Raw genomic sequence first — 24,022 nt, 5'->3', positions numbered from 1 at the left:
GCCCGCGCTGCAATGCGTCGTCAATGTCGCGAGGGGGGCCGATGAGGTGGGAGGCTGGAACAATGACCCGTTCCGGGCTCGTTAGGGCTGCTTCCTTCCGGACCTGACCCGGTTGGCGAGTGGATCGTCCACCACCAACCTCCCGCTTTCCATATCGGCAATTGCGCGACGAAATGCAAGTCCGCCGAAGAAATCGTTAAATGTCGAATCGGCGCACCAAACCGTGAGGGCGCAATGATTCGCTTGCAGCCCCCTTGCCGCCGCTCTAGCCTTCATGTGTTGAGCAAACCAAGAAAAGCAAGGGAAACGCCGATGCTGCCGGGCCTGGAGGCCGGATTCACGCTGGACGCGCGGCTGGAGGCGGACAGCGAGCAGTTGATGTGGCTTGGGCTGTGCGAATTGCGGGTGATGAACGACCGCCGCTGGCCATGGCTGCTGCTGGTGCCGCAGCGGCCTGGCGCGGAGGAAATCCATGACATGACGCCGCTCGACCAGACGATGCTGACCTTCGAGACCAATATGGTGGCGCAGGCGCTGAAGAAGGCGACCGGCTGCACCAAGATCAACACCGGCGCGCTCGGCAACATCGTGCGCCAGTTGCACATCCATGTCATCGCGCGTTCGGAAGGCGATCCCGGCTGGCCAGGCCCTGTGTGGGGACACGGCCTGCGAGAGCCCTATCAACGTTCCGACCTGCGACGGTTTGCCGAAACGATCAAGGCGGCGCTATAAGCGTTCCCAGTTTCCATCCCTCAACATATTCCAGAGTCCTCATGAGCTTCCGCCTGTTTGACGCGCCTTTGCGCGAGCCGAGCCAGTTCGTCGGCTTCGCCGGCAACACGATCGACCGGCAGTCCGAGAACCGCGCCGACGATTCGGTCGACAAGGCGCTGGCCGATCCGGCGACGCGGCTGCTTCTGATGCATGGCGGCCGGCTCTATTTGAAGCTCGGCGATAGCGGCGCTCTCGACCCCTGGTTCGGCGCGACCGAGAGCGAGCCCTTCAAGGTTTCCCTGGCGCAAGGCATCCTGCTCGGCTTTTCCGAACGAGGACCGGTGCTGGCCGTGCCCGCCGGCGTCGAACCCGAACAGCTTCCGGAAACAGTCAAGGCCATCGACTACCGCTCGGTCTACATGCAAGGGCTGATCGACGAGGCGGCGGCTGGCGCGATGGCGCAAGGGGCGGCCCTGCTTGCCTGGCATGCCAGCCATCGTTTCTGCAGCAAATGCGGTACGGAATCACAGATGCGGGCGGGCGGCTACAAGCGCCATTGCCCGAATTGCGGCACCGAGCATTTTCCGCGCACCGACCCGGTGGCGATCATGTTGACGGCGACGCGGGAGAAGTGCCTGCTCGGGCGCGGCCGCCATTTCGCGCCGGGCATGTACTCGGCCCTTGCCGGCTTCATCGAGCCGGGCGAGACGATCGAGGCCGCGGTGCGCCGCGAGACGCTGGAAGAGGCCGGCATCCGGCTTGGCCGCGTCGTCTACCACGCCAGCCAGCCTTGGCCGTTTCCCTATTCACTGATGATCGGCTGCTTCGGCGAACCGCTCAATGACGATATCCAGGCCGACCTCAACGAGCTGGAAGACTGTCGCTGGTTTGCCCGTGACGAGGTGCGTTCGATGCTGGCCAAGGAACATCCCGGCAATCTGTTCACGCCGCCCAAGGGGGCGATCGCATATCATCTCATCCGCGCCTGGGTCGACGCCGAATAGGTCGGCAAGAGCCCGGAAGGCCAGACATCAAAGAGGCAAAAATGATCCGTCACACCGTCGTTTTCACGCTGAAGCATCCGCCGCACTCGCTGGAGGAAAAGCGGTTCCTGGTCGACGCCAAGAAAATCCTAACCGCGATCAGAGGCGTCACGCATTTCGAGCAATTGCGGCAGATCAGCCCCAAGAACGACTATCATTTCGGCTTCTCGATGGAGTTCGCCGACCAGGCCGCCTACAACAGGTACAACGACCATCCGGACCATGTCGCCTTCGTGCGCGACCGCTGGGTGCCGGAGGTCGAGGCGTTCATGGAGATCGACTACGTGCCGCTGGGCGCGGTGATCTAGTCCGCCACTTTCCACTGCTCACGCGATTCGCTGGCCGGATAGACGCCCAGAATCCGCACCTCCCGGGAGAAGAAGCGAAGTTCGTCCAGCGCTAGCTTGACCAGCGGATCGTCGGGATGACCCTCTATGTCGGCGTAAAACAGCGTCGCCGTGAAAGCTCCCAATTGGTAGCTCTCCAGCTTGGTCATGTTGATGCCGTTGGTGGCGAAACCGCCCATCGCCTTGTAGAGCGCGGCCGGCACGTTGCGGACGCGGAAGATGAAAGTCGTCATCATCTTGACGTCGGGCGACGGGCGCTCGGCCCATTGCTTGTTCTTGGTCAGGACGACAAAGCGGGTGACGTTGCTGTCGGTGTCCTCGACGTTTTGCTCGATGATATCGAGCCCGTAGAGCGTCGCGGCCAGTGCCGGCGACAGTGCCGCCATGGTGCGGTCCTTGACCTCGGAGACCATCTTGGCGGCGCCAGCCGTGTCGCCGGCGACGATCGCCTTCCAGCCGTTCTTGCGGATGTATTTGCGGCACTGGCCAAGCGCGTGGATGTGGCTGTGCACGGTCTCGATCTCGTCGCGCTTGACGCCCGGCAGCACCATCAGCTGGAAATGGATCGGCAGAAAATATTCGCCGACGATGTGCAGCTTGGATTCCGGCAGCAGATGATGGATATCGGCGACGCGCCCGGCGATGGTGTTCTCGATCGGGATCATGGCGAGGTCGGCCTTCCCCGTCTCGACCGCGTTGAACGCATCCTCGAAGGTCGGGCACGGCAACGGCTCCATCGATGGATAGACGTTGCGGGAGGCGGTGTCGGAATTGGCGCCCGGCTCGCCCTGGAAGGATATTCTGTTGGTCTTTTCAGGCATGCCGATATCTCAGGTTGAAAGGATCTGTCTGGCGCGTTCGAGGTCTTCCGGCGTGTCGACGCCGAGCGGCAGCGACTGGACGATCTCGGCGTCGATGCGCATGCCGGCTTCCAGCGCCCGCAACTGTTCCAGCCGCTCGCGCCGTTCGAGCGGCGACGGCTTCAGCGCGACGAAGCGCTCGAGTGCCTCGCGGCGATAAGCGTAGAGGCCGACATGATGGTAAAGCGGCCCCTCGCCCCAAGGCGCCGTGGCACGGGTGAAATAGAGCGCCCTCAGCCTGCTGCCGGAAACCGGCGAACCGACGATCTTGACGACATTCGGATTGGTCTTTTCCTCGTCGCGGACGATCTCGACGCCGAGCGTGGCGATGTCCACCGCACTGTCCTCGAAAGGCCTGAGCGACGCGGCGATAACCTGGGGATCGATGGTCGGCAGGTCGCCTTGCACATTGACGATGGTTTCGACCTTGCGCCCGGGGTCGAGCGCGATCAGCGCCTCGTGGATGCGGTCGGAGCCGGATTCGTGATCCATACGCGTCATCACGGCCTCGAAACCGTGCGCGCGCACGGCTTGCGCCACGCTTTGCGTGTCGGTCGCCACCACCACCCGGCCAAGGCCGGCTTCGGCAGCACGGCGGGCGACATGGACGATCATCGGCGCGCCTGCGATGTCGGCCAGCGGCTTGCCCGGCAGGCGGGTCGAGGCCATGCGGGCCGGGATCAGGATCAGCGTAGACATTTCGGGTGCAAGGCGTCTCGAAAGAGGACAGGGAAAGTGGCAAAAGGTCTCACTGGAAGCGCCCTTATAGGTGTTGCAACGCCGCAGCAAAAGACCTAGTTTCCGCCCGATTTGACCGCCCTGGCAGGACGGGTCACGATACCGACGGACGGAGTGGACGGTTCTGTCCGCCGGAAAAGGGAGCAAGGGGCGTATGGATTCCAACGAAGTCAACAAACTGCTCGCCGGATTGCTCGGAACCGTTTTCGTCGTCTTCTCCGTCGGCTTGGTGTCCGATGCGCTGTTTGCTTCGCCGGCGCCGGAAAAGCCCGGCTTCGCCATCGAGGCCGCAGAGCCCGCCGAAGGCGGTCCGGCGGCGCCGGCCGCCGAAGCCAAGCCGATCGCCGATCTGCTGGCAACCGCCAATGTCGAGCAAGGTGCCGCCGTCTTCAAGAAGTGCCAGGCCTGCCATTCCGGCGAAAAGGGCGGCCCCAACAAGGTCGGCCCGGACCTGTGGGATCTCATCGACCGCCCGGTCGCCGAGCATGAAGGCTTTGCCTATTCGGCCGGCATGAAGGAATTCTCCAAGGGCGGCGCCGAGAAGTGGACCTACGACAACATCAACCACTTCATTACCTCGCCGAAGAAATTCGTGAAGGGCACCGCCATGGGCTTCGCCGGCCTGCCCAAGGACGAGGACCGCGCCAACGTCATCGCCTATCTGCGCACGCTGTCCGACAATCCCAAGCCGCTGCCAGCACCGGGTGCCGCCGCCGATGCAGGCGCCAAGCCTGCCGATGCAGCCGCCCCGGCAAAGCCGGCTGAGGGTGCCGCGCCAGCCAAACCAGCGGCACCTGCGGCTCCGGCACCGGCGCCTGCCCAATAACCAGATATCATCTCGACGACCTTGAAAAAGCCGGGTTCAGCCCGGCTTTTTTGTTGGGAAAACCGCATAGGCGGCGACAAAGCCGCGCATGGCGGTTTTCACGAGCGCCAAATCATCTAGATTGCCCATGAACGGGCATTGCGAAGAGGATAGTGCATGACGGTTGGCCGAACGCTTCTCAGGTCGTTGCTGGCGGCAGCCCTTCTGGCGGCGGGATTGCAGGCTGCCCGCGCCGACGAATGGCGCACCACCTCATCGCTGATCGGCGAGTCCAAATACGGCGCCAATTTCCAGCACTACGACTACGTCAACCCCGACGCGCCCAAGGGCGGCACGCTGAACTCGGTGGTGCCAGGTACATTCGACAGCTTCAATCCTTTCATCGCACGCGGCACCCCTGCTGCAGGATTGAACTACCAGGGCGGGCTGCTCTACCAGTCGCTGATGGCGAAATCCCTTGACGAGGGCAGCGTCAACCATCCCGAGATCGCAGAAGCCTACAAGTACCCAGCCGATTTTTCATCCGCGACCTATCGGCTCGACCCGCAGGCCAGATGGCATGATGGCCAACCTATTACCGTGGATGACGTGATTTGGTCATTCAACTTCCTCAAAAAGGAGAGCCCGCAGTTCAACCGCTATTTCGCCAATGTCACGGAAGCGGTCGTCGTTTCAGATCGGGAAGTCGAGTTCCGTTTCGACCAGAAGGGCAATCGTGAACTGCCGCTCATCATGGCCGATGTGGTGGTGCTGCCGAAGCATTGGTGGGAAGGCACCGATGCCAACGGCAAGAAGCGCGATATCACCCAGCCAAGCCTTGAAATCCCGCTCGGCTCTGGGCCCTACAAGATCGAGAGTTTCAAACCTGGTTCGGAAGTCGTCTGGCGACGGGTTCCGGACTTCTGGGCCGCCAATCTGGGTATCAATGTCGGGCGCAATAACTACGACACCCGACGCTACACCTATATTCTCGATGACAACGCCGGCTGGCAGGCCTTCACCAAGGGCGGGTATGAAGACATCCAGTCTGAAAACAGCGCCCGGTTATGGATGACGCGCTACAATTTCCCGGCTCTCCAAGCCGGCGACGTCATCAAGCGGGAGTTCAAGGCGACATCACTCGCCTCGATGCAAGGTTTCATGCTGAACACGCGACGAGCAAAGTTCCAGGATCGGCGCGTGCGCGAGGCGCTCGGTTATGCCTTTGATTTTGAAACCTTGAACCGCACCCAATCCTTCGGCCTCAACACCCGATCCAACAGCTATTTCATGGGCAGCGAACTTGCTTCAAGCGGGCTGCCGCAGGGCAAAGAATTGGAGATCCTCAATCAATACAAGGACAAACTGCCGGCAGAACTGTTTACCCAGGAATTCAAGCTCCCGGTCTTCGATAGCCCTAGGGCCGAGCGGGCGTATCTGCGCAAAGCGATCGATCTGTTTGCGTCAGCGGGTTGGAAAATCCAGAATGGCCGGATGACCAATGAGAAAAGCGGGGAACCTTTTACCATCGAGATTCTGGGCTTCGACCAAGGCGCCGAAGCAACGGTTAATCCATTTGTAAACATGCTGGGGAAGATCGGCATCTCGGCTTCATTCAGAATCGTCGATACCAGCCAGTACATCGCTCGCGTCAATAATTTCGACTACGACGTCATAACGTCCCGGCTATCGCAGTCGGACTCCCCGGGCAATGAACAACGCGAGTACTGGAGTGCGAAGGCAGCCGATACACCGGGCTCGCGAAATTATGCGGGGATCAAGGACCCGGTGGTCGACGCACTGGTTGAACGCGTTATCTTCGCGACGGATCGCGAGGACTTGCTCGCCGCCACTCATGCGCTCGACCGGGTTCTGTTGTGGAATTTCTATTGTGTCCCGCAGTTCACTCGATCCGTAACCTGGCTGGCCTACTGGAACAAGTTCGGCATCCCGGAAAAACAACCGACTTACTTGGGCCCGGACATCGATTCCTGGTGGATCGACCCGGACAAGGAGAAGGCGCTGGCGGCCAAATACAAGGGTGGCAATTGATGGCGGCCCTTGCCCGCCGCGACTTTCTCGCCCTGGGCAGTGCCGCGGCAGCCGCCGCCTTGCTGCCCGGCAAGGCCTTCGCCGACACTGCGACCGGCACCAAGCTGCACGGCCTGTCGGCCTTCGGCGACCTCAAATACAAGCTCGGTTTCGCGCATTTCGACTACGTCAATCCGGACGCCCCAAAGGGTGGCCAGATGAATTTCGCGCCGCCGAACTCGACCCTCAATCAGAGCTTCCTGACCTTCAACACATTGAACTCACTGGTGTTGAAGGGAGAGGCGCCGCCGCGTACCGAACTTTGTTTCGATTCCCTGATGACAAGCGCGCTCGATGAGCCGGATGCGGCCTACGGCCTGCTTGCCGAAACCGTTACCCTGTCGCCGGACCGCAACGGTTTCCGCTTCGCGCTGCGACCGCAAGCGCGTTTCCACGACGGTTCGCCGCTGACCGCGCAGGACGTTGTCTTTTCGCTGAAGCTTTATCAAGACAAAGGCCATCCTAACCTTTCCCAAGCGTTGCGGTACATGACCGACGCGGTTGCGGTCGATCCCGCTACCGTCGATCTCACCCTCAACGGCAAGCAGTCGGCGCAAAACATCCTTGCGATCGTGGGAATGCCTATCGTCTCCAAGGCCTTTTATACGGCCAATGATTTCGATGCTTCGACCATGACACCGCCGCTTGGCTCGGGTCCCTACAAGATTGGACGCGTGGCGGCCGGACAGACTGTCGAATATGACCGCGTGGCCGACTATTGGGGCCGCGATCTGCCAGTGAACCGCGGCCTCTACAATTTCGACCGCATCCGCATCGACTTCTATCTTGACCGGCAAGCGGCATTCGAGGCCTTCAAGAAAGGCGACACGCATTTTCGCGAGGAATTCACCTCACGGGTATGGGCGACCGGCTACGACTTTCCGGCGCTGAAGGACGGCAAGGTCGTCAAACGGGAATTTCCCGGCGAGAAGACGCCAGACATGCAGGCTGTCGCGCTGAACCAGCGTCGTCCGCAATTCCGCGATAAGCGGGTGCGGCGGGCGATCGCCAGGTGCTTCGATTTCGAATGGATGAAGCGGGCGCTGTTTTACGGCTCCTACGAGCGCTCTCAATCGAATTTCGAACGGTCGGACTACAAGGCCGAAGGCCTGCCCTCGCCTGAGGAATTGGCCCTGCTGGAGCCGTTCCGGGCCGAGTTGCCGCCAGAGGTTTTCGGTGAAGCGGTAACACAGCCCCTGTCCGACGGTTCGGGCCATGACCGCAAGCTGCTGGGCGAGGCTTCGAGATTGCTTGCGCAAGCCGGCTGGAAGCGCGATGGCAGTTTCGTCGTCAACGACAAGGGTGAGCGGCTACGGGTCGAAATGCTGGCGGAGGACGACGGCATCGTTCGCATCTACACCCCTTGGTCCGAGAATATGAAGGCGATCGGGATCGACGCATCGATCCGGCAAATCGATTCGGCGCAGTATGAGCAGCGGCACAGCAATTACGACTTCGATCTTGCCCTATTGCATTGGTCGATCGGGGCGACGCCGACCGACGACAGCCTGCAGATGCTCTATGATTCCCGGATGGCTAAAATCCCTGGGCAGCGCAACTATCCGGGCACCGAAAGCAAGGCCATCGACGCCCTGATCGCGGCAGCCGGCAAGGCGAAAGACCGTATAGAACTCGTCACGGCGCTCAGAGCGCTCGACCGGGTCTTGCGCGCGCGGCTCGACTGGATTCCAACATACTATCTGGCGAATCACCGCGTCGCCTATTGGGACATGTTCGGCTTTGTCGAACAGAAGCCCGATTTCGGCTTTCCGGTCGAGACGCTGTGGTGGTTCGATAAGGGCAAGGCGGCAAGAATTGGCAAAGGCTGAGATGTTCGCTCAACGAGGGCAGAAGGCCTGATGGGCGCCTATATCCTGCGCCGCATCCTTTTGATGATCCCGACGCTGTTCGGCATCATGGCGATATCCTTCGCCGTCATCCAGTTCGCCCCCGGCGGTCCGGTCGAACAGGTCATCGCCCGGCTGACCAATCAGGGCGGCAGCGACCGCCTCGGCGGTGGTGGTGGCGATGCGGGCGCTGGCGGCAATTTCGATGCCGCCGGTGACGTCAGCTCGAAATATCGCGGTGCGCAGGGGCTCGATCCGGAATTCATCAAGAAGCTGGAGAAGCAGTTCGGCTTCGACAAGCCGCCGCTCGAGCGCTTCGGGATGATGCTGTGGAATTATGCCCGCTTCGATTTCGGCGACAGCTATTTCCGCGACATTTCGGTGCTCGACCTGATCCTGGAGAAAATGCCGGTGTCGATCTCGATCGGGCTGTGGATCACGCTGTTGTCCTACCTGATCTCGATTCCGCTCGGCATCCGCAAGGCGGTCAAGGACGGCACTCCCTTCGACGTCTGGACCAGCGGCGTCGTCATTGTCGGCTATGCCATTCCGGGCTTCCTGTTCGGCATCATGCTGATGGTGCTGTTTGCCGGCGGGTCGTTCTGGGACTGGTTTCCGTTGCGCGGCCTCACATCGGACAATTGGGATCAATTGTCCTGGTCGGGCAAGATCATCGACTATTTCTGGCACATGACCTTGCCGCTCACGGCGCTGGTGCTGTCGGCCTTCGCCACGACGACGCTGCTGACCAAGAACTCCTTCCTCGAAGAAATCCGCAAGCAGTATGTGGTGACGGCGCGGGCCAAGGGCCTGTCGGAACGGCAGGTGCTCTACGGCCACGTGTTCCGCAATGCCATGCTGATCGTCATCGCCGGCTTTCCCGGTGCCTTCATCTCGGCCTTCTTCACCGGCTCGCTGCTGATCGAGAACATCTTTTCCCTCGACGGCCTCGGCCTGCTCGGCTTCCGGTCGGTGGTCGAGCGCGACTATCCGGTGGTGTTCGCCAATCTTTACATCTTCTCGCTGCTGGGGCTGTTCGTCGGTCTCTTGTCCGACCTGCTCTACACCTGGGTCGATCCGCGCATCGATTTCGAGCGGAGAGACGTCTGATGTCGGAGGCTACAGTCCCCGTGGACGCGGCACCCGCGCGGATAAAGCGGCCGTTTCTGTCGCCGCTCAACAAGCGCCGCTTGCAGAACTTCAAAGCCAACCGCCGCGGCTACTGGTCGCTGTGGATCTTCCTCGTCCTGTTCGTGCTGTCGCTGTTTTCCGAGTTCATCGCCAACGACAAGCCGATCATCGCCTCCTACAAGGGCGAGATCCTGTTTCCGGTGCTGGTCGCCTACCCCGAGGAAAAATTCGGCGGCTTCTATGCCGTGACGGACTATCGCGACCCGGTCATCCAGGACGAGATCAACGCCAATGGCTGGATGATCTGGCCGCCGGTGCGCTACTCCTATCAGACCGTCAACAACGCCATTCCGGAAGCAGCGCCGGCCAAGCCGTCGTGGCAGTATGACGCCACGAAGCGCTGCAACCAGTATCCGCAGGGTGCCGCCGACCCGGCCTGCATGGTCGGCAACTGGAATTGGCTCGGCACCGACGACCAGGCGCGCGACGTGCTGGCGCGCGTCATCTACGGCTTCCGCATTTCGGTGCTGTTCGGCCTGATCCTGACCGCCGGATCGGCCTTGATCGGCGTCGCGGCCGGCGCCGTGCAAGGCTATTTCGGCGGCTGGACGGATCTCTTGTTCCAGCGTTTCATCGAAATCTGGTCCGCCATCCCGGTGCTCTATCTCCTGCTCATCGTCGCCGCCATCCTGCCGCCGGGCTTCTTCATCCTGCTCGGCCTGATGCTGCTGTTCTCCTGGGTGGCGCTGGTCGGTGTGGTGCGGGCCGAGTTCCTGCGCGCCCGCAATTTCGAATATGTCAACGCGGCCCGGGCGCTCGGCGTGCCCAACCGCACCATCATGTTCCGGCACCTGTTGCCCAACGCCATGGTGGCGACATTGACCTTCATGCCGTTCCTGCTCTCAGGCTCGATCTCGACGCTGACCTCACTCGACTACCTCGGCTTTGGCCTGCCGCCCGGCTCCGCCTCGCTCGGCGAACTGCTCAAGCAGGCGCAGCGTAACCTCAATGCGCCGTGGCTCGGCATTTCCGGCTTCGTCGTCATCTCGCTGATGCTGTCGCTGCTGGTCTTCGTCGGCGAGGCGACGCGCGATGCCTTCGATCCGCGCAAGACCTTCAGATGAGCGAAGCCCCCTTGCTCAGCGTACAGGACCTCAGCGTCGCCTTCAGCCAGGGCGGTAGCCAGTCGACGGCCGTCGACCACATCTCGTTCGACATCGCCAAGGGCGAGACGGTGGCGCTGGTCGGCGAATCCGGCTCCGGCAAATCGGTCTCGGCGCTTTCGGTGCTGAAGCTGCTGCCCTATCCAAGCGCCAGCCACCCCTCGGGAAAGATCCTGTTCCAGGGCGCCGACCTGCTGGCGATGAGCGAGAAGCAGTTGCGGCAGGTGCGCGGCAACAAGATCACCATGATCTTTCAGGAGCCGATGACCTCGCTCAATCCGCTGCACACGATCGAGCAGCAGATCGTCGAGATCCTGAAGCTGCATCAGGGCATGGCCGACCGCCCGGCCAAGGAACGCACACTGGCCTTGCTCAACGAGGTCGGCATCCGCGATCCGCACAAGCGCCTCGATGCCTATCCACACCAGTTGTCCGGCGGCCAGCGCCAGCGCGTGATGATCGCCATGGCGCTGGCCAACGAGCCCGAACTTCTGATCGCCGACGAGCCGACGACGGCGCTCGACGTCACCGTGCAGGCGCAGATCCTCGAACTGCTGGCCGGCTTGAAGAGCCGCAAGGGCATGTCGATGCTGTTCATCACCCACGATCTCGGCATCGTGCGCAAGATCGCCGACCGCGTCTGCGTGATGACCAAGGGCAAGATCGTCGAGACCGGGCCGACCAAGGAGATCTTCGCCAATCCGCAGCATGCCTATACGCGGCATCTGCTGGCGGCCGAGCCGAAGGGCAAGCCGCCGGCCGCCAATGCCGATGCCAAGCCTGTCATGACCGGCAAGGACATAAAGGTCTGGTTCCCGATCAAGCAGGGTTTCTTCCGCCGCACCGTCGACAATGTGAAGGCGGTCGACGGCATCGATGTCACCGTGCGCGCCGGCCAGACGCTTGGCGTGGTCGGCGAATCCGGCTCCGGCAAGACGACGCTCGGCCTGGCGCTGGCAAGAATGATCTCGTCGACCGGAACGATCCAGTTCAACGGTCGCGACATCAATCAGCTGTCCTTCAACGCCATGCGGCCGCTCAGGCGCGAATTGCAGATCGTCTTCCAGGATCCGTTCGGCTCGCTCAGCCCACGCATGTCGATCGCCGAGATCATCGAGGAAGGCCTCAAGATCCACGAGCCGAAGCTGTCGCCCGATGAGCGCGACGACAAGGTGGCCGCCGTACTGAAGGAGGTCGGGCTCGATCCCGCGACACGCAACCGCTATCCGCACGAGTTTTCCGGCGGCCAGCGCCAGCGCGTCGCCATCGCACGCGCCATGGTGCTCAACCCGCGCTTCGTCATGCTGGACGAGCCGACATCGGCACTCGACATGAGCGTGCAGGCGCAGGTCGTCGACCTGCTGCGCAGCCTGCAGGCCAAGCACGATCTCGCCTATCTCTTCATCAGCCATGATTTGAAAGTCATCCGGGCGCTCGCCAACGACGTCATCGTCATGCGCAATGGCAGGATCGTCGAAGCTGGTCCTTCCCAGCAGATTTTTGAAAATCCGCAAACCGACTATACTCGGGCGCTGATCTCGGCCGCCTTCAAGATCGAGACGGCGCCGGTCGGCATCGTCAGCGAGTGATTTGCGTAGAGAGGGACTAAAAGACCGCAATGGAAAAAGGCCGTATCCTGCTTGCCGTCACCGGCTTTCATCCGCAGCGCTGGCGCGAGCTCCTGTCGGCCGAGCGCGAGGTGGTGCTGGAGCCCGACGGCGCCAGCGACCCCTCGATCACCTATGCCGTGGTGTGGAAGCAGAAGCCGAACCTGTTGTCGTCGCTGCCCAATCTGCGCGCCATCTTTTCGATCGGCGCGGGTGTCGACCATATCTTCGCCGATCCCGGCCTGCCCGATGTGCCGATCGTCAAGGTCGTCGCCGACAACCTCACCCAGTACATGACCGAATATGTCGTCTGGCGGGTGCTCGACCATCACCGCCAAGGCCTGCTCTACAGGTCTCAGCAGCCGAAGAAGATCTGGCACGAGCCACAGCAAAGGCCGGCCGGTGACATTTCGGTCGGCATCATGGGCCTCGGCAGTCTCGGCCGCGCCGCGGCCTCGGTGCTTTTGTCGCTCGGCTTTGCCGTCAATGGCTGGTCGCGCACCGACAAGGCCATGGAAGGCGTCGCGACCTATTCCGGCGAGGCTGGACTGATCCCCTTCCTCAAGGCGACCGACATCCTGGTGGTGCTTTTGCCACTGACGCCGGAGACCAAGGGCATTATCAACTACGGCGTGCTGAAGGAGCTGCGGAAGCGCAACGGCCTCGGCGGCTCTGTGCTGATCAATGCCGGGCGCGGCCGCCTGCAGAAGGATGCCGACATTTTGCGGGCACTGGATGACGGCACGCTGAAGGAGGCAAGCCTCGACGTGTTCGAGGTCGAACCGCTGCCGAAGACCAGTCCGCTGTGGGGGCATTCAAAAGTGTTCGTGACGCCACACGCGGCGGCGACCTCCGACCCTGTCCATTTGGCGCCGATCATGCTGCGCCAAATGGACGCCTTCGAGCGCGGCGAAAAGCTCGACAACCTGGTGGACCGCAAGGCGGGGTATTAACCAGGCAGCGCCAATTTCTTCTGCTTGTCCGGATGCTCACAGTCGCGCCGATCGATCGACCGGTTCATGGCATCGATCTCACCGCTCGCCTTGTCGGTATCGCGCTTGGCCTTGGAGCGCATGTCAGGCGTGAACGGGCCGAAGCCCATCGCCGGATTGGAGAATGTCGGCTTGGCCTTCGTCGTAAGGCTGTATTGCTGCGCCAGCCCGTTGCGCTGCGCCAGCAACTGGTCGCAGGGCACGTTGTCATATTGCAGGGAGGACTGGACGTTCGCATCCTGCTGTTCCGACATCGAAGTGCCGCCGACGCAGCCGGCGGTCAGCAGGCAAGAGGCCAAGATCATCATGTTCCAGCGCATCGACTATGCTCCTCCTGATATCCCACCCTGATGCGAGCAGATCGCAAATATCAGTCGCGCATGCAAATCGGACTTTTTCACAGCAAGAATGTTTGCGAGGTGGCGATAGACCCCTTCGCCGGCAGCTTGCCTGCCACAACGACAGGGCGACGAGTTCGGGGCAACGGGTTCCTTCGGAGCCTTGGCCGGCGCGTGGCTGACGGAGCATCAAACGAAAAACCCGCCTGTGCGGCGGGTGACTGGCACAAATCAGCACCATGGGCGAAAATGTACCATAGCTGAGGGCAGGATGTCAAGAAAAAATTCCTATCGCGCTGCCCGGCAAAACGGCGGACACCGCCGAACTGGCTGTCGTCAGGTCTTTGCTAGGCTGAGTTCGGAGCCCCGGCCACAACGACCAGCCCGTTGACGTGTTCCCCGCGATCCTGCCGGATCACGGTTGGTTCCAGTGAGAGGACCGAAAGCCCGTTGGCAGCCAGGACGTCGCGCACATAGTGTTGCGCATGCGCGTAGCGGCGCGACGGCAGCAGCATGAAATCGCCGTCGCCAGCCAGCGTCTCCACGGAAAATGCGAACAGGCCATCCGTGGCCAGCAGCCCGGCAATCGTCTTCACCACGCCGCCCAACGCGCCGACATAGATGAAAACATCGGCCGCCGTCACCAGATCGGCTTTCGGACCGGCATGAACAAAATCCCGCAGATCGGCCTTATCGAGGAAATCGTAGACGCCCTTGGCCCGCGCCTTTCTCAGCATCCTGGCCGAAATGTCATATCCCTCCAGCCGGTCGGCGATCGGCCGCAGCCTCTGTCCCGTCAGGCCGGTGCCGCAGCCGAGATCGAGCGCCAGCGCGAAGCGGCCCGGCCTTGCCGCTCGAATGGCCTGGTCGAGCATCTCAGGCAGCCGGTACCCCAGCCTGCCGACCAGGGACTCGTCGAAGCTCTCGGCATAATGGTCGAACAGTGTCTCGACGAAGGCGCTGGGGAGCGCGTCGAGCGCCGGCGCCTTGCCGATCAATTGCAGGTTCAGTGCAGCGCCTTGACGATCCGATGGATCGAGCTGCAGCGACATCGTCCAGGCCTGTGCAGCCAGATCCGCCGCGCCCGCCGCCTGCTGCATCTCGCCGAGGCGAAACCAGCCCATGGCCCATTGCGGTGTCATTTCCAGCGCGCCGAGCAGCAATTCCGCCGCTGCCGCATGATCGCCATCCGCGTGCAGCATCTCGGCATAGTCGGCGCGACGATCGGCGTTCAAGTCGCCGGACGAGGCCTGAAGCGGTTTCATGGCGGTGGGTCCTGCCGGCGGATCGAGCCGGCGGTGCTCTATGCGGGAGTCAGCAGTGAGTTACAACAGGCTTCCCGCCGCGGAATTATATCCTATCTTGGGGATCATGCGCGCCAGCGACCTGCTTCATCCCCGGCCCGAGGGCCTCTATTGCCCGCCGGGCGATTTCTTCATCGATCCGGTGCGGCCGGTCGATCGGGCACTGATCACGCATGGCCATTCCGATCACGCACGTTCCGGCCACCGCTCGGTGCTGGCGACGCGGCAGACGCTCGACATTATGGGCCTGCGCTACGGCGAGAATTTCGCTGGCACGACGCAAGCGGCACAGCTCGGCGAGACGATTGCACTCAATGGCATCAGCGTCAGCTTCCATCCAGCCGGCCATGTGCTGGGCTCGGCGCAGATATTGGTCGAGCATCAGGGCACGCGCATCGTCGCTTCCGGCGACTACAAGCGGCAGAGAGACGCGACCTGCGCGCCATTCGAGCCGATCCCGTGCGATGTGTTCATCACCGAAGCGACCTTCGGCCTGCCGGTGTTTCGCCATCCGCCCGACACAGAAGAAATCGCCCGCCTGCTGAAATCGGCAGCTCAGTTCCCCGAGCGCTCGCATCTGGTGGGCGCCTATGCGCTAGGCAAGGCGCAACGGGTGATGCGGCTGTTGCGCGACGCCGGCTACGACAGGCCGCTCTACATCCATGGCGCGCTGGCCAAGCTCAGTGAATATTACCAGAGCCAAGGCATAGACCTTGGGCAACTGGAGCCGGCAACCGTCGAAAGCGGGGGCAAGGATGATTTTACCGGCGCCATCGTCGTCGGCCCGCCATCGGCCTTCGCCGACCGCTGGGCGCGGCGTTTCCCCGATCCGATCTCGTGCTTCGCGTCGGGCTGGATGCGCATTCGCCAGCGCGCCAAGCAAGGCGGCGTCGAACTGCCGCTGATCATCTCGGACCATGCCGACTGGGATGAGTTGACCGCCACCATCAAGGAGACCGGAGCCGAAGAGATCTGGGTGACGCATGGCCGCGAGGAAGCGCTGGTGCGCTGGTGCGAACTCGAAGGCATCGCCGCCCGGCCGCTGCATCTGGTGGGATACGAGGACGAGGGCGATTGATGCCATGAACCGCTTCGCCGAGCTTCTCGACCGCCTGGTGCTGACGCCCTCGCGCAACGGCAAGCTGACCTTGCTGACCGACTATTTCCGCACCGTGGAGGATCCCGATCGCGGCCTGGCGCTGGCGGCCATCACCGGCGATCTCCACATCGCCGCGGTCAAGCCGGCGATGCTGCGCATGCTGGTCACCGAACGCATGGATCCGGTGCTGTTCGGCTATTCCTACGACTATGTCGGCGATCTCGCCGAAACGGTGTCGCTGGTCTGGCCGCAAACGCCCGGAAATATCGCGAACCGCGAGCCGACGCTTGACGAGGTCGTGGCAAAACTGCAGGCGGCAAGCCGCTCCGACGGGCCCAAGGTACTGGCCGGGCTGCTCGACAGTGCCGGCATCTCGGCGCGCTTTGCCATCATCAAGCTGGTCACCGGCGGGCTGCGCATCGGCGTGTCGGCGCGGCTGGCCAAACAGGCGCTGGCGGATTTCGGCAAGGTCGACATCGCCGAGATCGAAGAGCTCTGGCACGGGCTGTCGCCGCCTTACACAGCGCTGTTCGCGTGGCTGGAAGGCAAGGCCGAAAAACCCAGGAACACGGCGTTGGCATTGTTTCGACCGGTGATGCTGTCGAACCCGGTCAGTGACGGCGATCTCGAAAAGCTCGATCCGGCCGATTATGCCGCCGAATGGAAATGGGACGGCATCCGTGTCCAGGCGGTGGCCGAGGGCGGCATCCGCCGGCTTTATTCGCGCACCGGCGACGATGTCTCCGGTGCTTTTCCGGATCTTGCCGAGGCCATGCATTTTTCCGCAACGCTGGACGGCGAGTTGCTGGTCGGCGATCCCCGACAGGCGACAGGAACCTTCTCGGACCTGCAGCAACGGCTTAACCGCAAGACCGTGACACCGAAGATGCAGCAGCAATACCCGGCCTTCATGCGCTGCTACGATCTGCTCCAGGTCGGCGACGAGGATTTGCGCGCGCTGCCGTTTCGCGAGCGGCGCGGCCGGCTGGAAAGCTTTGTCGGGACGCTCGATCCGAGCCGTTTCGATCTTTCGCCATTCGTCGACTTCACGGATTGGCAAACGCTGGAGGAGCTGCGCCGGGTGCCACCCCATCCGATTATCGAAGGCGTCATGCTGAAGCGCTGGGACTCAGCCTATGTCGCCGGCCGCCCGAAAGGCCCGTGGTTCAAATGGAAACGCGATCCGCACACAGTGGACGCGGTGCTGATGTATGCCCAGCGCGGCCATGGCAAACGTTCGAGCTTCTATTCCGACTATACGTTCGGTGTCTGGACAGGTGCCGAAGGCGAAGAGGAACTGGTGCCGGTCGGCAAGGCCTATTTCGGCTTCACCGACGAGGAGCTGAAGCAGATCGACAAATATGTCCGCGACAACACGATCGAGCGTTTCGGCCCGGTGCGCTCGGTGCGGGCCGACCGCGACAACGGCCTGGTGCTGGAAGTCGCCTTCGAAGGGCTCAACCGCTCGACCCGGCACAAATCCGGCGTCGCCATGCGCTTTCCCCGCATTTCGCGGCTGCGCTGGGACAAGCCGGCCAACGAGGCCGACCGCATCGAGACGCTGCAGGCGCTGCTCGACCGCTAGACCGTTCAGCGCTCTTACGGCTCGACCGAAACGCGGATTTCGTAGATGTCCGCGGCCTTACCCTGCTTGTCGAAGTCGGAATTGATGGCAATGGTGCCGGCCGAGCCCGGACGCTTGTCCGGAAACTGCACATCGAACAGATATTCGTTCTGCTGCTGGCCGACCGCATAGCGCTTGCGGCCGCAATCGCCGAGTTCGCCGAAATTGCAGTCGACCGAAATCTGCGTCTCCTTGCCTTCCTCGGAGCGGGCGATGATGTCGAACACGGCATGTTTGCCGGCCAGTTTCTCCAGCACGCCTTGTCCGACGTCGAAGCTGATCGCCGAACCGGACGCGCCGGAACGGATGCGCAGGAACGAACCGGTATCGTCCTTCATCACCTCGGCCCTGGCGTCAGACGGCGCGCTGACATGGGATGCATCGGCCGGCGAAAACACATTGATCCAGTCGCGCGCCTGGTCCGCGGCGCCGGGTTTTGCCGGACCGCCGTCGGCCGGTGTGAAATCGTCGTCCTCGACGGTCGGCGGTGCCTGCGGCGGGGCGGTGTCGAGTTGCGCGGATGTCTTGAACACGCCGGTCTGCACGGCGAAGAACAGGCCGATGCCAACCGCGGCGAGCAGTGTCACGGTCAGGAAGATGGCGGTCAGCGGCAGGCGACGCCCCCTTATGCGCCGTTCATCGCGGTCGGGCGCCACTTCCGTCGTCGCGCCGGCCGAGGCCGGAACCGACATGTCGATGGCCGGAGCATCGGGAAGCGTGGCGTCCGGCATGATGTCGGGAACGACGGGCAGAACGCGCGAGCGCGGCGCATCGGCAGCGGATTGCACGGGTCCGTCGACGACGACATCCGGGGACGATGCCTCTCGGCCGGTTTCGACCGCGGGCGCCGAGTCCGCTCCGAGTTCGACCGCCGGTGCATCGCCCTGCTGGCCGACATCCGGCACCGCCGGCAGGAACTCGGATTCGATTTCGGTGATTTTCGCCTGGATTGCCTTGCGGCGCTTGATGGCGACCTCGACGGTCACACCGGGATTGGCCTGGAGCGCGCGATCGAGCGCGGCAAAAGCCGAGCGATAGACTCTCTCGCGGAACGCGCGGTCCTCGGCATTGCCTTTCTCCAAGGCGTTCCGGATCGCTTTTTCGATCGCGTCCAAGCAGGTCCCTCTGTCTTTGCCAACCTTGCCGTGATCGTTAGCCGCAGGCGACCAATCAATCAACGGGCGAGCGGCGTATTCTGCCTCGCAGAGGTGTGCAAAGTCCATTCCGGCGCTGTTCCGGCAACAAAATCAGCATGTTTGGCCGATTTTCACGCGCAGGGAGCGCACGCACCGTGTGCAGCATCCCTTGGCGATTGATCGGCGGACAAGGCGGCGGTCGGCTTTCGGAGGTGCCATGACGCCGCCGCATGAATTGCCAAGTCGCATCTTGAATTCGCGCCCGGTTGCGTCTATCACCGCCGCATCTTGGAGGCCTTGGCTTCCCGGGCCGCTTTAGCTCAGTTGGTAGAGCACCGCATTCGTAATGCGGGGGTCGCGTGTTCGAGTCACGCAAGCGGCACCATTTCCCTCTCCGTTTCGTCGTCTACCCCTTCGCATCTGGTGCAAAGGATTGCGGCGCCGGCCTGGCAGATCTGCCATTGTCGAGACCCCGGTTTGGTGTGAAACTCATGGCCTCAGCATGGGAGGTCAAAAAATGCCCAACAATTTCAAGACCGGAGACGTCGTCAGGCTGAAATCCGGAGGCCCCAGGATGACGGTCAGCGATGGCGCAGCCTCGGGCATGTATCTGTGCCACTGGTTCAATCGCGAGGGCGAGGTGTGGACCCCGCAACATGCCGGGTTCAAGCCCGAACAACTGATTGCGGCCGACCAGTCGGACTAGAGTTTCTTCCAACCCGATCAGGTCGGGATGGGCACCCTCTGTTGTCCGGGCATGAACGGATCAGCACGTGCGACCGACGGATTTTCCGGGTCGCGGCGTTTAACGGTTGAAGCGCGATTGCGGCACAAGCCGTCTGCGTCGCGCCAACCTGGAGACGCACAACATGATCAGTCGTTCGATATCAGTCGTTGCCTTGAGTTTGCAGACCGTTGCGGCTTTCGCCCAGGCAGCGACGCCGCCTGCACCGCCAACGGCCGCGCCACTTGCCGCGCCAGGCGCTTCGGGGACCAGGTCCGACATCACGCTGGCCAAATTCCAGAAGCGGCGCGAGAAGGCGATCATGGCGGCCGATACCGACGGCGACGGCAAGATCAGCCTGCTGGAATGGGAGGCCTTTCAGACGAAGCGCAACGCCAAGGGCGACGCCGCCAAATCCTTCGCGCGGATCGATTCCAACCATGACGACTTCATCGATCGCGCCGAACTCGATGCATTCTTCGCCAAGCGCTTCGCCCGGCTGGACAAGAATGCCGACGGCATTTTAACGGCCGACGAACTGCCGGGCCACAAAACCGCTCCCAAGCAGGAACAATGACCAAGAGGCAATGACGCGCGATGAACATCGGGAGTGCGCCGACTGATGGCTGCGGATCCGGACGAGGAGCTGGTTCGCCGTGTTGGCGCCGGCGAGCCCGCAGCCGTGCAAACGCTCGTCGCGCGCAAGCTGCCGCGTATCCTGGCGCTTGCCGTGCGCATGCTCGGCGATGCGGCGGAGGCCGAGGATGTCGCCCAGGAAACCTTCGTGCGGATCTGGCGCCATGCCGCGAGCTGGCGGCGCGGCAATGCGCGCTTCGACAGCTGGATCCACCGGGTGACGCTCAACCTTTGCTACGACCGGCTGCGTCGCAGGCGCGAGTGGGTGACCGGCGACCTGCCGGACGTGGTCGACCCTACGGCACTTCCCGACGCCCCTCGCCAAGAGGACGCGCTTCGGGTCGAACGGGCACTGCAAGCCATAGCGCCGCGCCAGCGCGAAGCGATCGTTCTGGTCTACTATCAGGAGATGTCCAATATCGAGGCGGCAGCGACCTTGCAGATCAGCGTCGATGCCCTGGAGAGCCTGCTTGCGCGCGGCCGGCGGTCGCTGCAGGCGATCCTGACGGGGGATGGCGCCGATGAGTAAGCACCGGGCAAGCACCAACGCACTACGGCCATTGCGCCTTGCTGGTGCCGCCTGGCGCTCGGCGCCGACGGGCAAGGAGGAGACACATGGCTGAAGGGTCCAGAAACGAAATGGATGCCAGGCGCTTCGCCGCCTTGGCCCAGGCCTATGGCGGCGACTTGCGGCGATGGCCCGAGGCTGAGCGAATGGCCGGCACGGCCTTTGCCGCGAGCGGCGCGGGCAAGGCCATCTTGAGGCAGGCCGGGACACTTGACGCGCTGCTCGACAGCTACCGCGTCGACGCCCCGGACAAGGCACTGCACAGCAGCATTCTGCAGGCTGCCGGCCGGCACCTCGTCCAGCGCCGGCGTCAGTGGTTCTGGTGGCTGGGACTTGGACTTGCCGGCATTGGTCTGGCCGGTGCCGTGGCAGGACTGGCCCTGGTGACCATCGTGACGCCGGAGGTCCAGCCGGACCATTATGTGCTGGATGCCAATGTGACGGCGTTTGGCGATGCCGGCCCGGATGCCGAGAACGGTGAGGAAAGCCTATGAGCCCGCGCTGGATCCGTGGTCTGGTCATTGCTTCCGTGGTGCTGAACGTCTTTCTTGCAGGCGCATTTGCCAGCGGTGCGGTCTGGCTGAGAAATGCCAAAGCGGGCGCGGGTGTCTCGCTGGAATCGGCTGGCCGACAGCTTCCCAACCAGGACCGCAAGGCGTTCCGCCTGGCGCTGCGCCAGGTTCGCGTGGAGTCCCGGCAGATCATTCTCGATGGCCAGCAGGCGAGGCAGGAGGCAGCGGACCTGTTGCAGCAGCCTGTCATGGACAAGGCCGCCTTGTCCGCCGCGCTGGAGCGGGCACGCAATGCCGATGTGACGGTGCGCAGCCGGCTTGAACAGGCCATTGTCGACTTCGCGGCGAACACGTCACACGAAAACCGGAGCGTGCTGGCACAGGCATTGCTGCGCCATATGGAACGCCGCGCCGCCGTTGCGCCGAAAAAATCGCCATGACGACCGACGGAAAAGTCCGGAGACGCCGTTTAACGATGCGAAGGGACAAGCCTACCCGATCGCACCATGCAGGGCGGCCATCTTCAAACTCGAAAGCACTCGGAGTCCAATTATGAGTCGCCTGAAAAACTACGCAGCAGCCGCTATGCTGGCCCTCAGCGGAACGGTCGTGACAGCCACCGCGTCCAGCGCAATGCCCATCGTGTCCGTTGCCCAGCCGGCCGCCCAGGCATCGGTCGAGCATGTCCGCTGGGGCTGCGGCATCGGCTGGCATCCGAACAGATGGGGACGTTGCGTGCCGAGCGGCGTCGTCATCGTGCGCCCGCGCTACCACTACTGGCACGCTCCGGTCCACGTCTGGCATCCGCACCATCGCTGGCATCGCTGGCACCACTACTGATCGAAGCACGGTAGGGCCAGGCGCTTGTGAAACCTGGTCCCGCCGTTGCGGACAGCGCGATCCCCGGAATTAAGGTTAAATTCACTATAGATTTGTTCTCAGCCCGCAAATAATCGAAGAGTTTCCCGAAACTATGCTCAGGCATATTCATGGGAAAATCTGTGGCTCAGCTTCAAATCCTTGGGCGGGTGCTCTGTCATCCGCTGACGCTGGTCGTGGTCAGCCTAGCCGGTGTCTTCGCCGCCGGACGGGCCGAGCACGAATGGCTGTCGGTGCCGTTCTCGCTGGCGCTGGTGGCTGCCCTTGCCGGACTTCTCTTCCTGGCTTCGGGGCGCCTTGTCTTTTCCGTCTATCTCGCCTGGATGGGCATCGCTTTCATCACAGTGGTGTCAGCGATCAAATTCAGGATGAAGGGGTTTTCGCTGCACTTCTACGACACGGTCTTCGTGTCGAGGGATCCGGAAGTGTACAGCTTCCTGCTCGGCTCCTACCTCCATCTGATCGCGCCAGTCGTTGTTGCCCTGGTGCTCGGCATCGGGGCTGCGATCCTTCTGTTCCGGATCGATCGAAAAATCGGCTGGCCGGTGTCGGCACGCGTCCTGGTCATGGCGGCGCTCGTCGTTCTGGTGCCGCTGACCTTTCCGGCCGAGGCCTCGAAGGACCGCTATTTCTACTACATGCAGGGCCGGCACATGTCGGCCTTCTTCGTCTCGCTGCTGGATTTGCACAACCTCGTTGTTGAATCGGGCTTCGAAAAGCGGCTGCAAGCCGTCGCGCCGCAGCCGCCTTTTGCCGATGCCGTCGATTGCGGTGACCGCTCGAACCTTCCCGACGTCTTTTTCGTGCTCAGCGAAAGCCAATCCGATCCCGGCTATTTTCCGCAGGTCGGCAATGGCGCGGGATTCCTGCAGAGATTCGCACCCAAAGCCGGCACGCCGCATCCGATGCAGGTCGAGACATTTGGCGGCGGCACCTGGATCACCAATCTGTCGCTGATGACCGGCCTGTCGGCCACCGATTTCGGCTGGCGAAGCCCCTATCTGACCATCACCCTGCAGGACAAGGTCGCCGGCGCCCTGCCGGAGGTGCTGGCGCGCTGCGGCTATCGAACTGTCGTGATGACGCCGATGGACTTTTCGTTCGTCAATGAAGGGCCGTTCCTGAAATCGATCGGTTTCGAGACCGTGCTCGACATCAAGGACATCGCCGCGCCCTTCTACCACCTGCGCGATATCTTTTATTACCAGGCGGCCGAAGCATTCATCGCCAGGCACCTCAAGGAAGACGGCCGGCCGCTGTTCCTCGAAATCCAGACCATGTTTCCGCACTCCCCCTATGAGGGGCGGATGGAGCCCGAGTTGAAGGTCGAGGGCGAGCCTTTCTCGGGCGATTTCCAGGCCAATGAGTATCTGCGCCGGATGGCGGTAGCGCGCGGCGATTTCCAGCATTTCCTCGACAAGAGGGAAGCGGATGCCGGTGAACGCGGCGCCGTGGTGCTCGAGTTCGGCGATCACCAGTCGTCGGCGACCAAGCCGTTCGTCGACGCGATCGCCGGGGACGACGCCTTGGCGACCCCTGGCTCGCTTGCCTACCGCACCTTCTACACGCTCACCACCTTCAACCATCCTTTGCGCCATCCGATGCCTGACCTGGCGCCGCTCGACGTCGGCTTCCTCAGCGCAAGCCTGCTCGACGCCGCCGGCCTGCCGATGTCGCCTGTCATGGCCGATCTCGTGCGCCTGCGCGACCATTGCGGCGGCAGGTTCCATGGCTGCAAGGATCGTGCGGAGGTCGATGCGCATCTGCGCCGGCGCGTCGATTCAGGCCTGTTGCATCTGTTCCCGGAGGCGGTGCCGTTGCGTGGGCTGTTGCCGGTCCAATCGGTAGACGCCCGCTAGATATT

At 62.7% G+C, this 24,022-nt stretch carries 24 protein-coding genes, 1 tRNA gene and 1 other RNA gene; 20 read left to right on the top strand and 6 right to left on the bottom strand.

The genetic code is table 11. The features are described 5' to 3' along the window. Nucleotides 1–46: 46 nt before the first annotated feature. Nucleotides 47–143, bottom strand: an RNA gene (gene ffs, locus NKH52_RS01635) — signal recognition particle sRNA small type. Between the two features lie 169 nt (nucleotides 144–312). On the opposite strand from ffs, the gene NKH52_RS01630 reads away from it, so the two are divergent. Genes NKH52_RS01630 through NKH52_RS01620 form a run of 3 tightly spaced genes read left to right on the top strand, consistent with a single transcriptional unit; the run spans nucleotide 313 to nucleotide 2,065 of the window. Beyond that, nucleotides 313–732 (top strand): HIT domain-containing protein, encoded by a 420-nt coding sequence (locus NKH52_RS01630; protein ID WP_127293986.1) that lies wholly within the window; start codon nucleotides 313–315, stop codon nucleotides 730–732. Nucleotides 733–773: 41 nt separating this feature from the next. Continuing rightward, complete coding sequence (gene nudC, locus NKH52_RS01625) at nucleotides 774–1,718, top strand: NAD(+) diphosphatase (protein ID WP_352728991.1); 945 nt, start codon at nucleotides 774–776, stop codon at nucleotides 1,716–1,718. Between the two features lie 41 nt (nucleotides 1,719–1,759). Then, complete coding sequence (locus NKH52_RS01620) at nucleotides 1,760–2,065, top strand: Dabb family protein (RefSeq protein ID WP_127293984.1); 306 nt, start codon at nucleotides 1,760–1,762, stop codon at nucleotides 2,063–2,065. Here NKH52_RS01620 and NKH52_RS01615 read toward each other — a convergent pair. Beyond that, nucleotides 2,062–2,925 carry a prephenate dehydratase gene (locus tag NKH52_RS01615; protein WP_352728993.1) on the bottom strand — a complete coding sequence of 288 codons (864 nt, stop codon included), beginning with the start codon at nucleotides 2,923–2,925 and terminating at the stop codon, nucleotides 2,062–2,064. The two genes, NKH52_RS01620 and NKH52_RS01615, sit on opposite strands and share 4 nt — an antisense overlap. A 9-nt stretch (nucleotides 2,926–2,934) precedes the next feature. After that, nucleotides 2,935–3,663, bottom strand: a complete 729-nt coding sequence (locus NKH52_RS01610; RefSeq protein ID WP_352728995.1) for a 3-deoxy-manno-octulosonate cytidylyltransferase — start codon at nucleotides 3,661–3,663, stop codon at nucleotides 2,935–2,937. A gap of 193 nt (nucleotides 3,664–3,856) precedes the next feature. On the opposite strand from NKH52_RS01610, the gene NKH52_RS01605 reads away from it, so the two are divergent. From NKH52_RS01605 to NKH52_RS01575, 7 genes are all read left to right on the top strand, one after another. Continuing rightward, the gene (locus NKH52_RS01605) at nucleotides 3,857–4,528 is read left to right on the top strand and encodes a c-type cytochrome (protein ID WP_352728997.1); all 672 of its coding nucleotides are present in this window, start codon (nucleotides 3,857–3,859) and stop codon (nucleotides 4,526–4,528) included. A gap of 156 nt (nucleotides 4,529–4,684) precedes the next feature. Next, nucleotides 4,685–6,559, top strand: coding sequence for an extracellular solute-binding protein (locus tag NKH52_RS01600; protein WP_352728999.1), 1,875 nt, complete (start codon nucleotides 4,685–4,687; stop codon nucleotides 6,557–6,559). Continuing rightward, nucleotides 6,559–8,427 carry an extracellular solute-binding protein gene (locus tag NKH52_RS01595; protein ID WP_352729001.1) on the top strand — a complete coding sequence of 623 codons (1,869 nt, stop codon included), beginning with the start codon at nucleotides 6,559–6,561 and terminating at the stop codon, nucleotides 8,425–8,427. The genes NKH52_RS01600 and NKH52_RS01595 overlap by 1 nt, the downstream gene beginning before the upstream one ends. Before the next feature lie 30 nt (nucleotides 8,428–8,457). Further along, the gene (locus tag NKH52_RS01590; protein ID WP_127293973.1) at nucleotides 8,458–9,555 is read left to right on the top strand and encodes a microcin C ABC transporter permease YejB; all 1,098 of its coding nucleotides are present in this window, start codon (nucleotides 8,458–8,460) and stop codon (nucleotides 9,553–9,555) included. Then, a complete protein-coding gene (locus NKH52_RS01585) occupies nucleotides 9,555–10,700 on the top strand; it encodes an ABC transporter permease (protein ID WP_352673534.1) in 1,146 nt (381 codons plus the stop codon). Before NKH52_RS01590 ends, NKH52_RS01585 begins: the two co-directional genes overlap by 1 nt. Then, the gene (locus NKH52_RS01580) at nucleotides 10,697–12,328 is read left to right on the top strand and encodes an ABC transporter ATP-binding protein (RefSeq protein WP_352729003.1); all 1,632 of its coding nucleotides are present in this window, start codon (nucleotides 10,697–10,699) and stop codon (nucleotides 12,326–12,328) included. Before NKH52_RS01585 ends, NKH52_RS01580 begins: the two co-directional genes overlap by 4 nt. A 29-nt stretch (nucleotides 12,329–12,357) precedes the next feature. Then, nucleotides 12,358–13,299 carry a 2-hydroxyacid dehydrogenase gene (locus NKH52_RS01575; RefSeq protein ID WP_352729005.1) on the top strand — a complete coding sequence of 314 codons (942 nt, stop codon included), beginning with the start codon at nucleotides 12,358–12,360 and terminating at the stop codon, nucleotides 13,297–13,299. Here NKH52_RS01575 and NKH52_RS01570 read toward each other — a convergent pair. After that, nucleotides 13,296–13,658 (bottom strand): hypothetical protein, encoded by a 363-nt coding sequence (locus tag NKH52_RS01570; RefSeq protein ID WP_352729007.1) that lies wholly within the window; start codon nucleotides 13,656–13,658, stop codon nucleotides 13,296–13,298. The two genes, NKH52_RS01575 and NKH52_RS01570, sit on opposite strands and share 4 nt — an antisense overlap. A 365-nt stretch (nucleotides 13,659–14,023) precedes the next feature. After that, nucleotides 14,024–14,941 carry a class I SAM-dependent DNA methyltransferase gene (locus NKH52_RS01565; RefSeq protein WP_352729009.1) on the bottom strand — a complete coding sequence of 306 codons (918 nt, stop codon included), beginning with the start codon at nucleotides 14,939–14,941 and terminating at the stop codon, nucleotides 14,024–14,026. A 106-nt stretch (nucleotides 14,942–15,047) separates the two neighbouring features. Here NKH52_RS01565 and NKH52_RS01560 point away from each other — a divergent pair, with 106 nt between their 5' ends. Together NKH52_RS01560 and NKH52_RS01555 are read left to right on the top strand one after the other, a co-directional pair. After that, the gene (locus NKH52_RS01560) at nucleotides 15,048–16,058 is read left to right on the top strand and encodes a ligase-associated DNA damage response exonuclease (protein WP_352729011.1); all 1,011 of its coding nucleotides are present in this window, start codon (nucleotides 15,048–15,050) and stop codon (nucleotides 16,056–16,058) included. Nucleotides 16,059–16,062: 4 nt separating this feature from the next. Further along, nucleotides 16,063–17,664 (top strand): cisplatin damage response ATP-dependent DNA ligase, encoded by a 1,602-nt coding sequence (locus NKH52_RS01555; RefSeq protein WP_352729013.1) that lies wholly within the window; start codon nucleotides 16,063–16,065, stop codon nucleotides 17,662–17,664. Between the two features lie 14 nt (nucleotides 17,665–17,678). Here NKH52_RS01555 and NKH52_RS01550 read toward each other — a convergent pair whose 3' ends face one another. Next, entirely contained in the window at nucleotides 17,679–18,818 is a 1,140-nt protein-coding gene (locus NKH52_RS01550; protein ID WP_352729015.1) for a hypothetical protein, read from the bottom strand. A 330-nt stretch (nucleotides 18,819–19,148) separates the two neighbouring features. Between NKH52_RS01550 and NKH52_RS01545 the strand changes: the two genes are divergently transcribed. The 8 genes from NKH52_RS01545 (at nucleotide 19,149) to NKH52_RS01510 (ending at nucleotide 24,017) form a co-directional block, all read left to right on the top strand. After that, nucleotides 19,149–19,224: transfer RNA gene (locus NKH52_RS01545), tRNA-Thr, on the top strand. 132 nt (nucleotides 19,225–19,356) lie between these two features. Beyond that, entirely contained in the window at nucleotides 19,357–19,545 is a 189-nt protein-coding gene (locus NKH52_RS01540) for a YodC family protein (RefSeq protein ID WP_352729017.1), read from the top strand. Between the two features lie 163 nt (nucleotides 19,546–19,708). Further along, nucleotides 19,709–20,140: an EF-hand domain-containing protein gene (locus NKH52_RS01535; protein ID WP_352729019.1), complete on the top strand. Its 432-nt coding sequence runs from the start codon at nucleotides 19,709–19,711 to the stop codon at nucleotides 20,138–20,140. 45 nt (nucleotides 20,141–20,185) lie between these two features. After that, nucleotides 20,186–20,728: an RNA polymerase sigma factor gene (locus tag NKH52_RS01530; protein WP_127293953.1), complete on the top strand. Its 543-nt coding sequence runs from the start codon at nucleotides 20,186–20,188 to the stop codon at nucleotides 20,726–20,728. Nucleotides 20,729–20,814: 86 nt separating this feature from the next. Beyond that, nucleotides 20,815–21,261: a hypothetical protein gene (locus NKH52_RS01525; protein WP_127293951.1), complete on the top strand. Its 447-nt coding sequence runs from the start codon at nucleotides 20,815–20,817 to the stop codon at nucleotides 21,259–21,261. Between the two features lie 35 nt (nucleotides 21,262–21,296). Beyond that, nucleotides 21,297–21,719, top strand: coding sequence for a periplasmic heavy metal sensor (locus tag NKH52_RS01520; RefSeq protein WP_352729022.1), 423 nt, complete (start codon nucleotides 21,297–21,299; stop codon nucleotides 21,717–21,719). Nucleotides 21,720–21,831: 112 nt separating this feature from the next. Then, nucleotides 21,832–22,119 carry a GCG_CRPN prefix-to-repeats domain-containing protein gene (locus NKH52_RS01515; RefSeq protein ID WP_023811460.1) on the top strand — a complete coding sequence of 96 codons (288 nt, stop codon included), beginning with the start codon at nucleotides 21,832–21,834 and terminating at the stop codon, nucleotides 22,117–22,119. 161 nt (nucleotides 22,120–22,280) lie between these two features. Then, nucleotides 22,281–24,017: a sulfatase-like hydrolase/transferase gene (locus tag NKH52_RS01510; RefSeq protein WP_352729024.1), complete on the top strand. Its 1,737-nt coding sequence runs from the start codon at nucleotides 22,281–22,283 to the stop codon at nucleotides 24,015–24,017. The last annotated feature ends 5 nt before the right edge of the window (nucleotides 24,018–24,022 follow it).

It is taken from the genome of Mesorhizobium sp. M1066 (assembly GCF_040318635.1).
Classification (GTDB): domain Bacteria; phylum Pseudomonadota; class Alphaproteobacteria; order Rhizobiales; family Rhizobiaceae; genus Mesorhizobium.
Note: the sequence above shows the minus strand (reverse complement) of the source record. Positions and strands in the feature narration are given on the sequence as shown.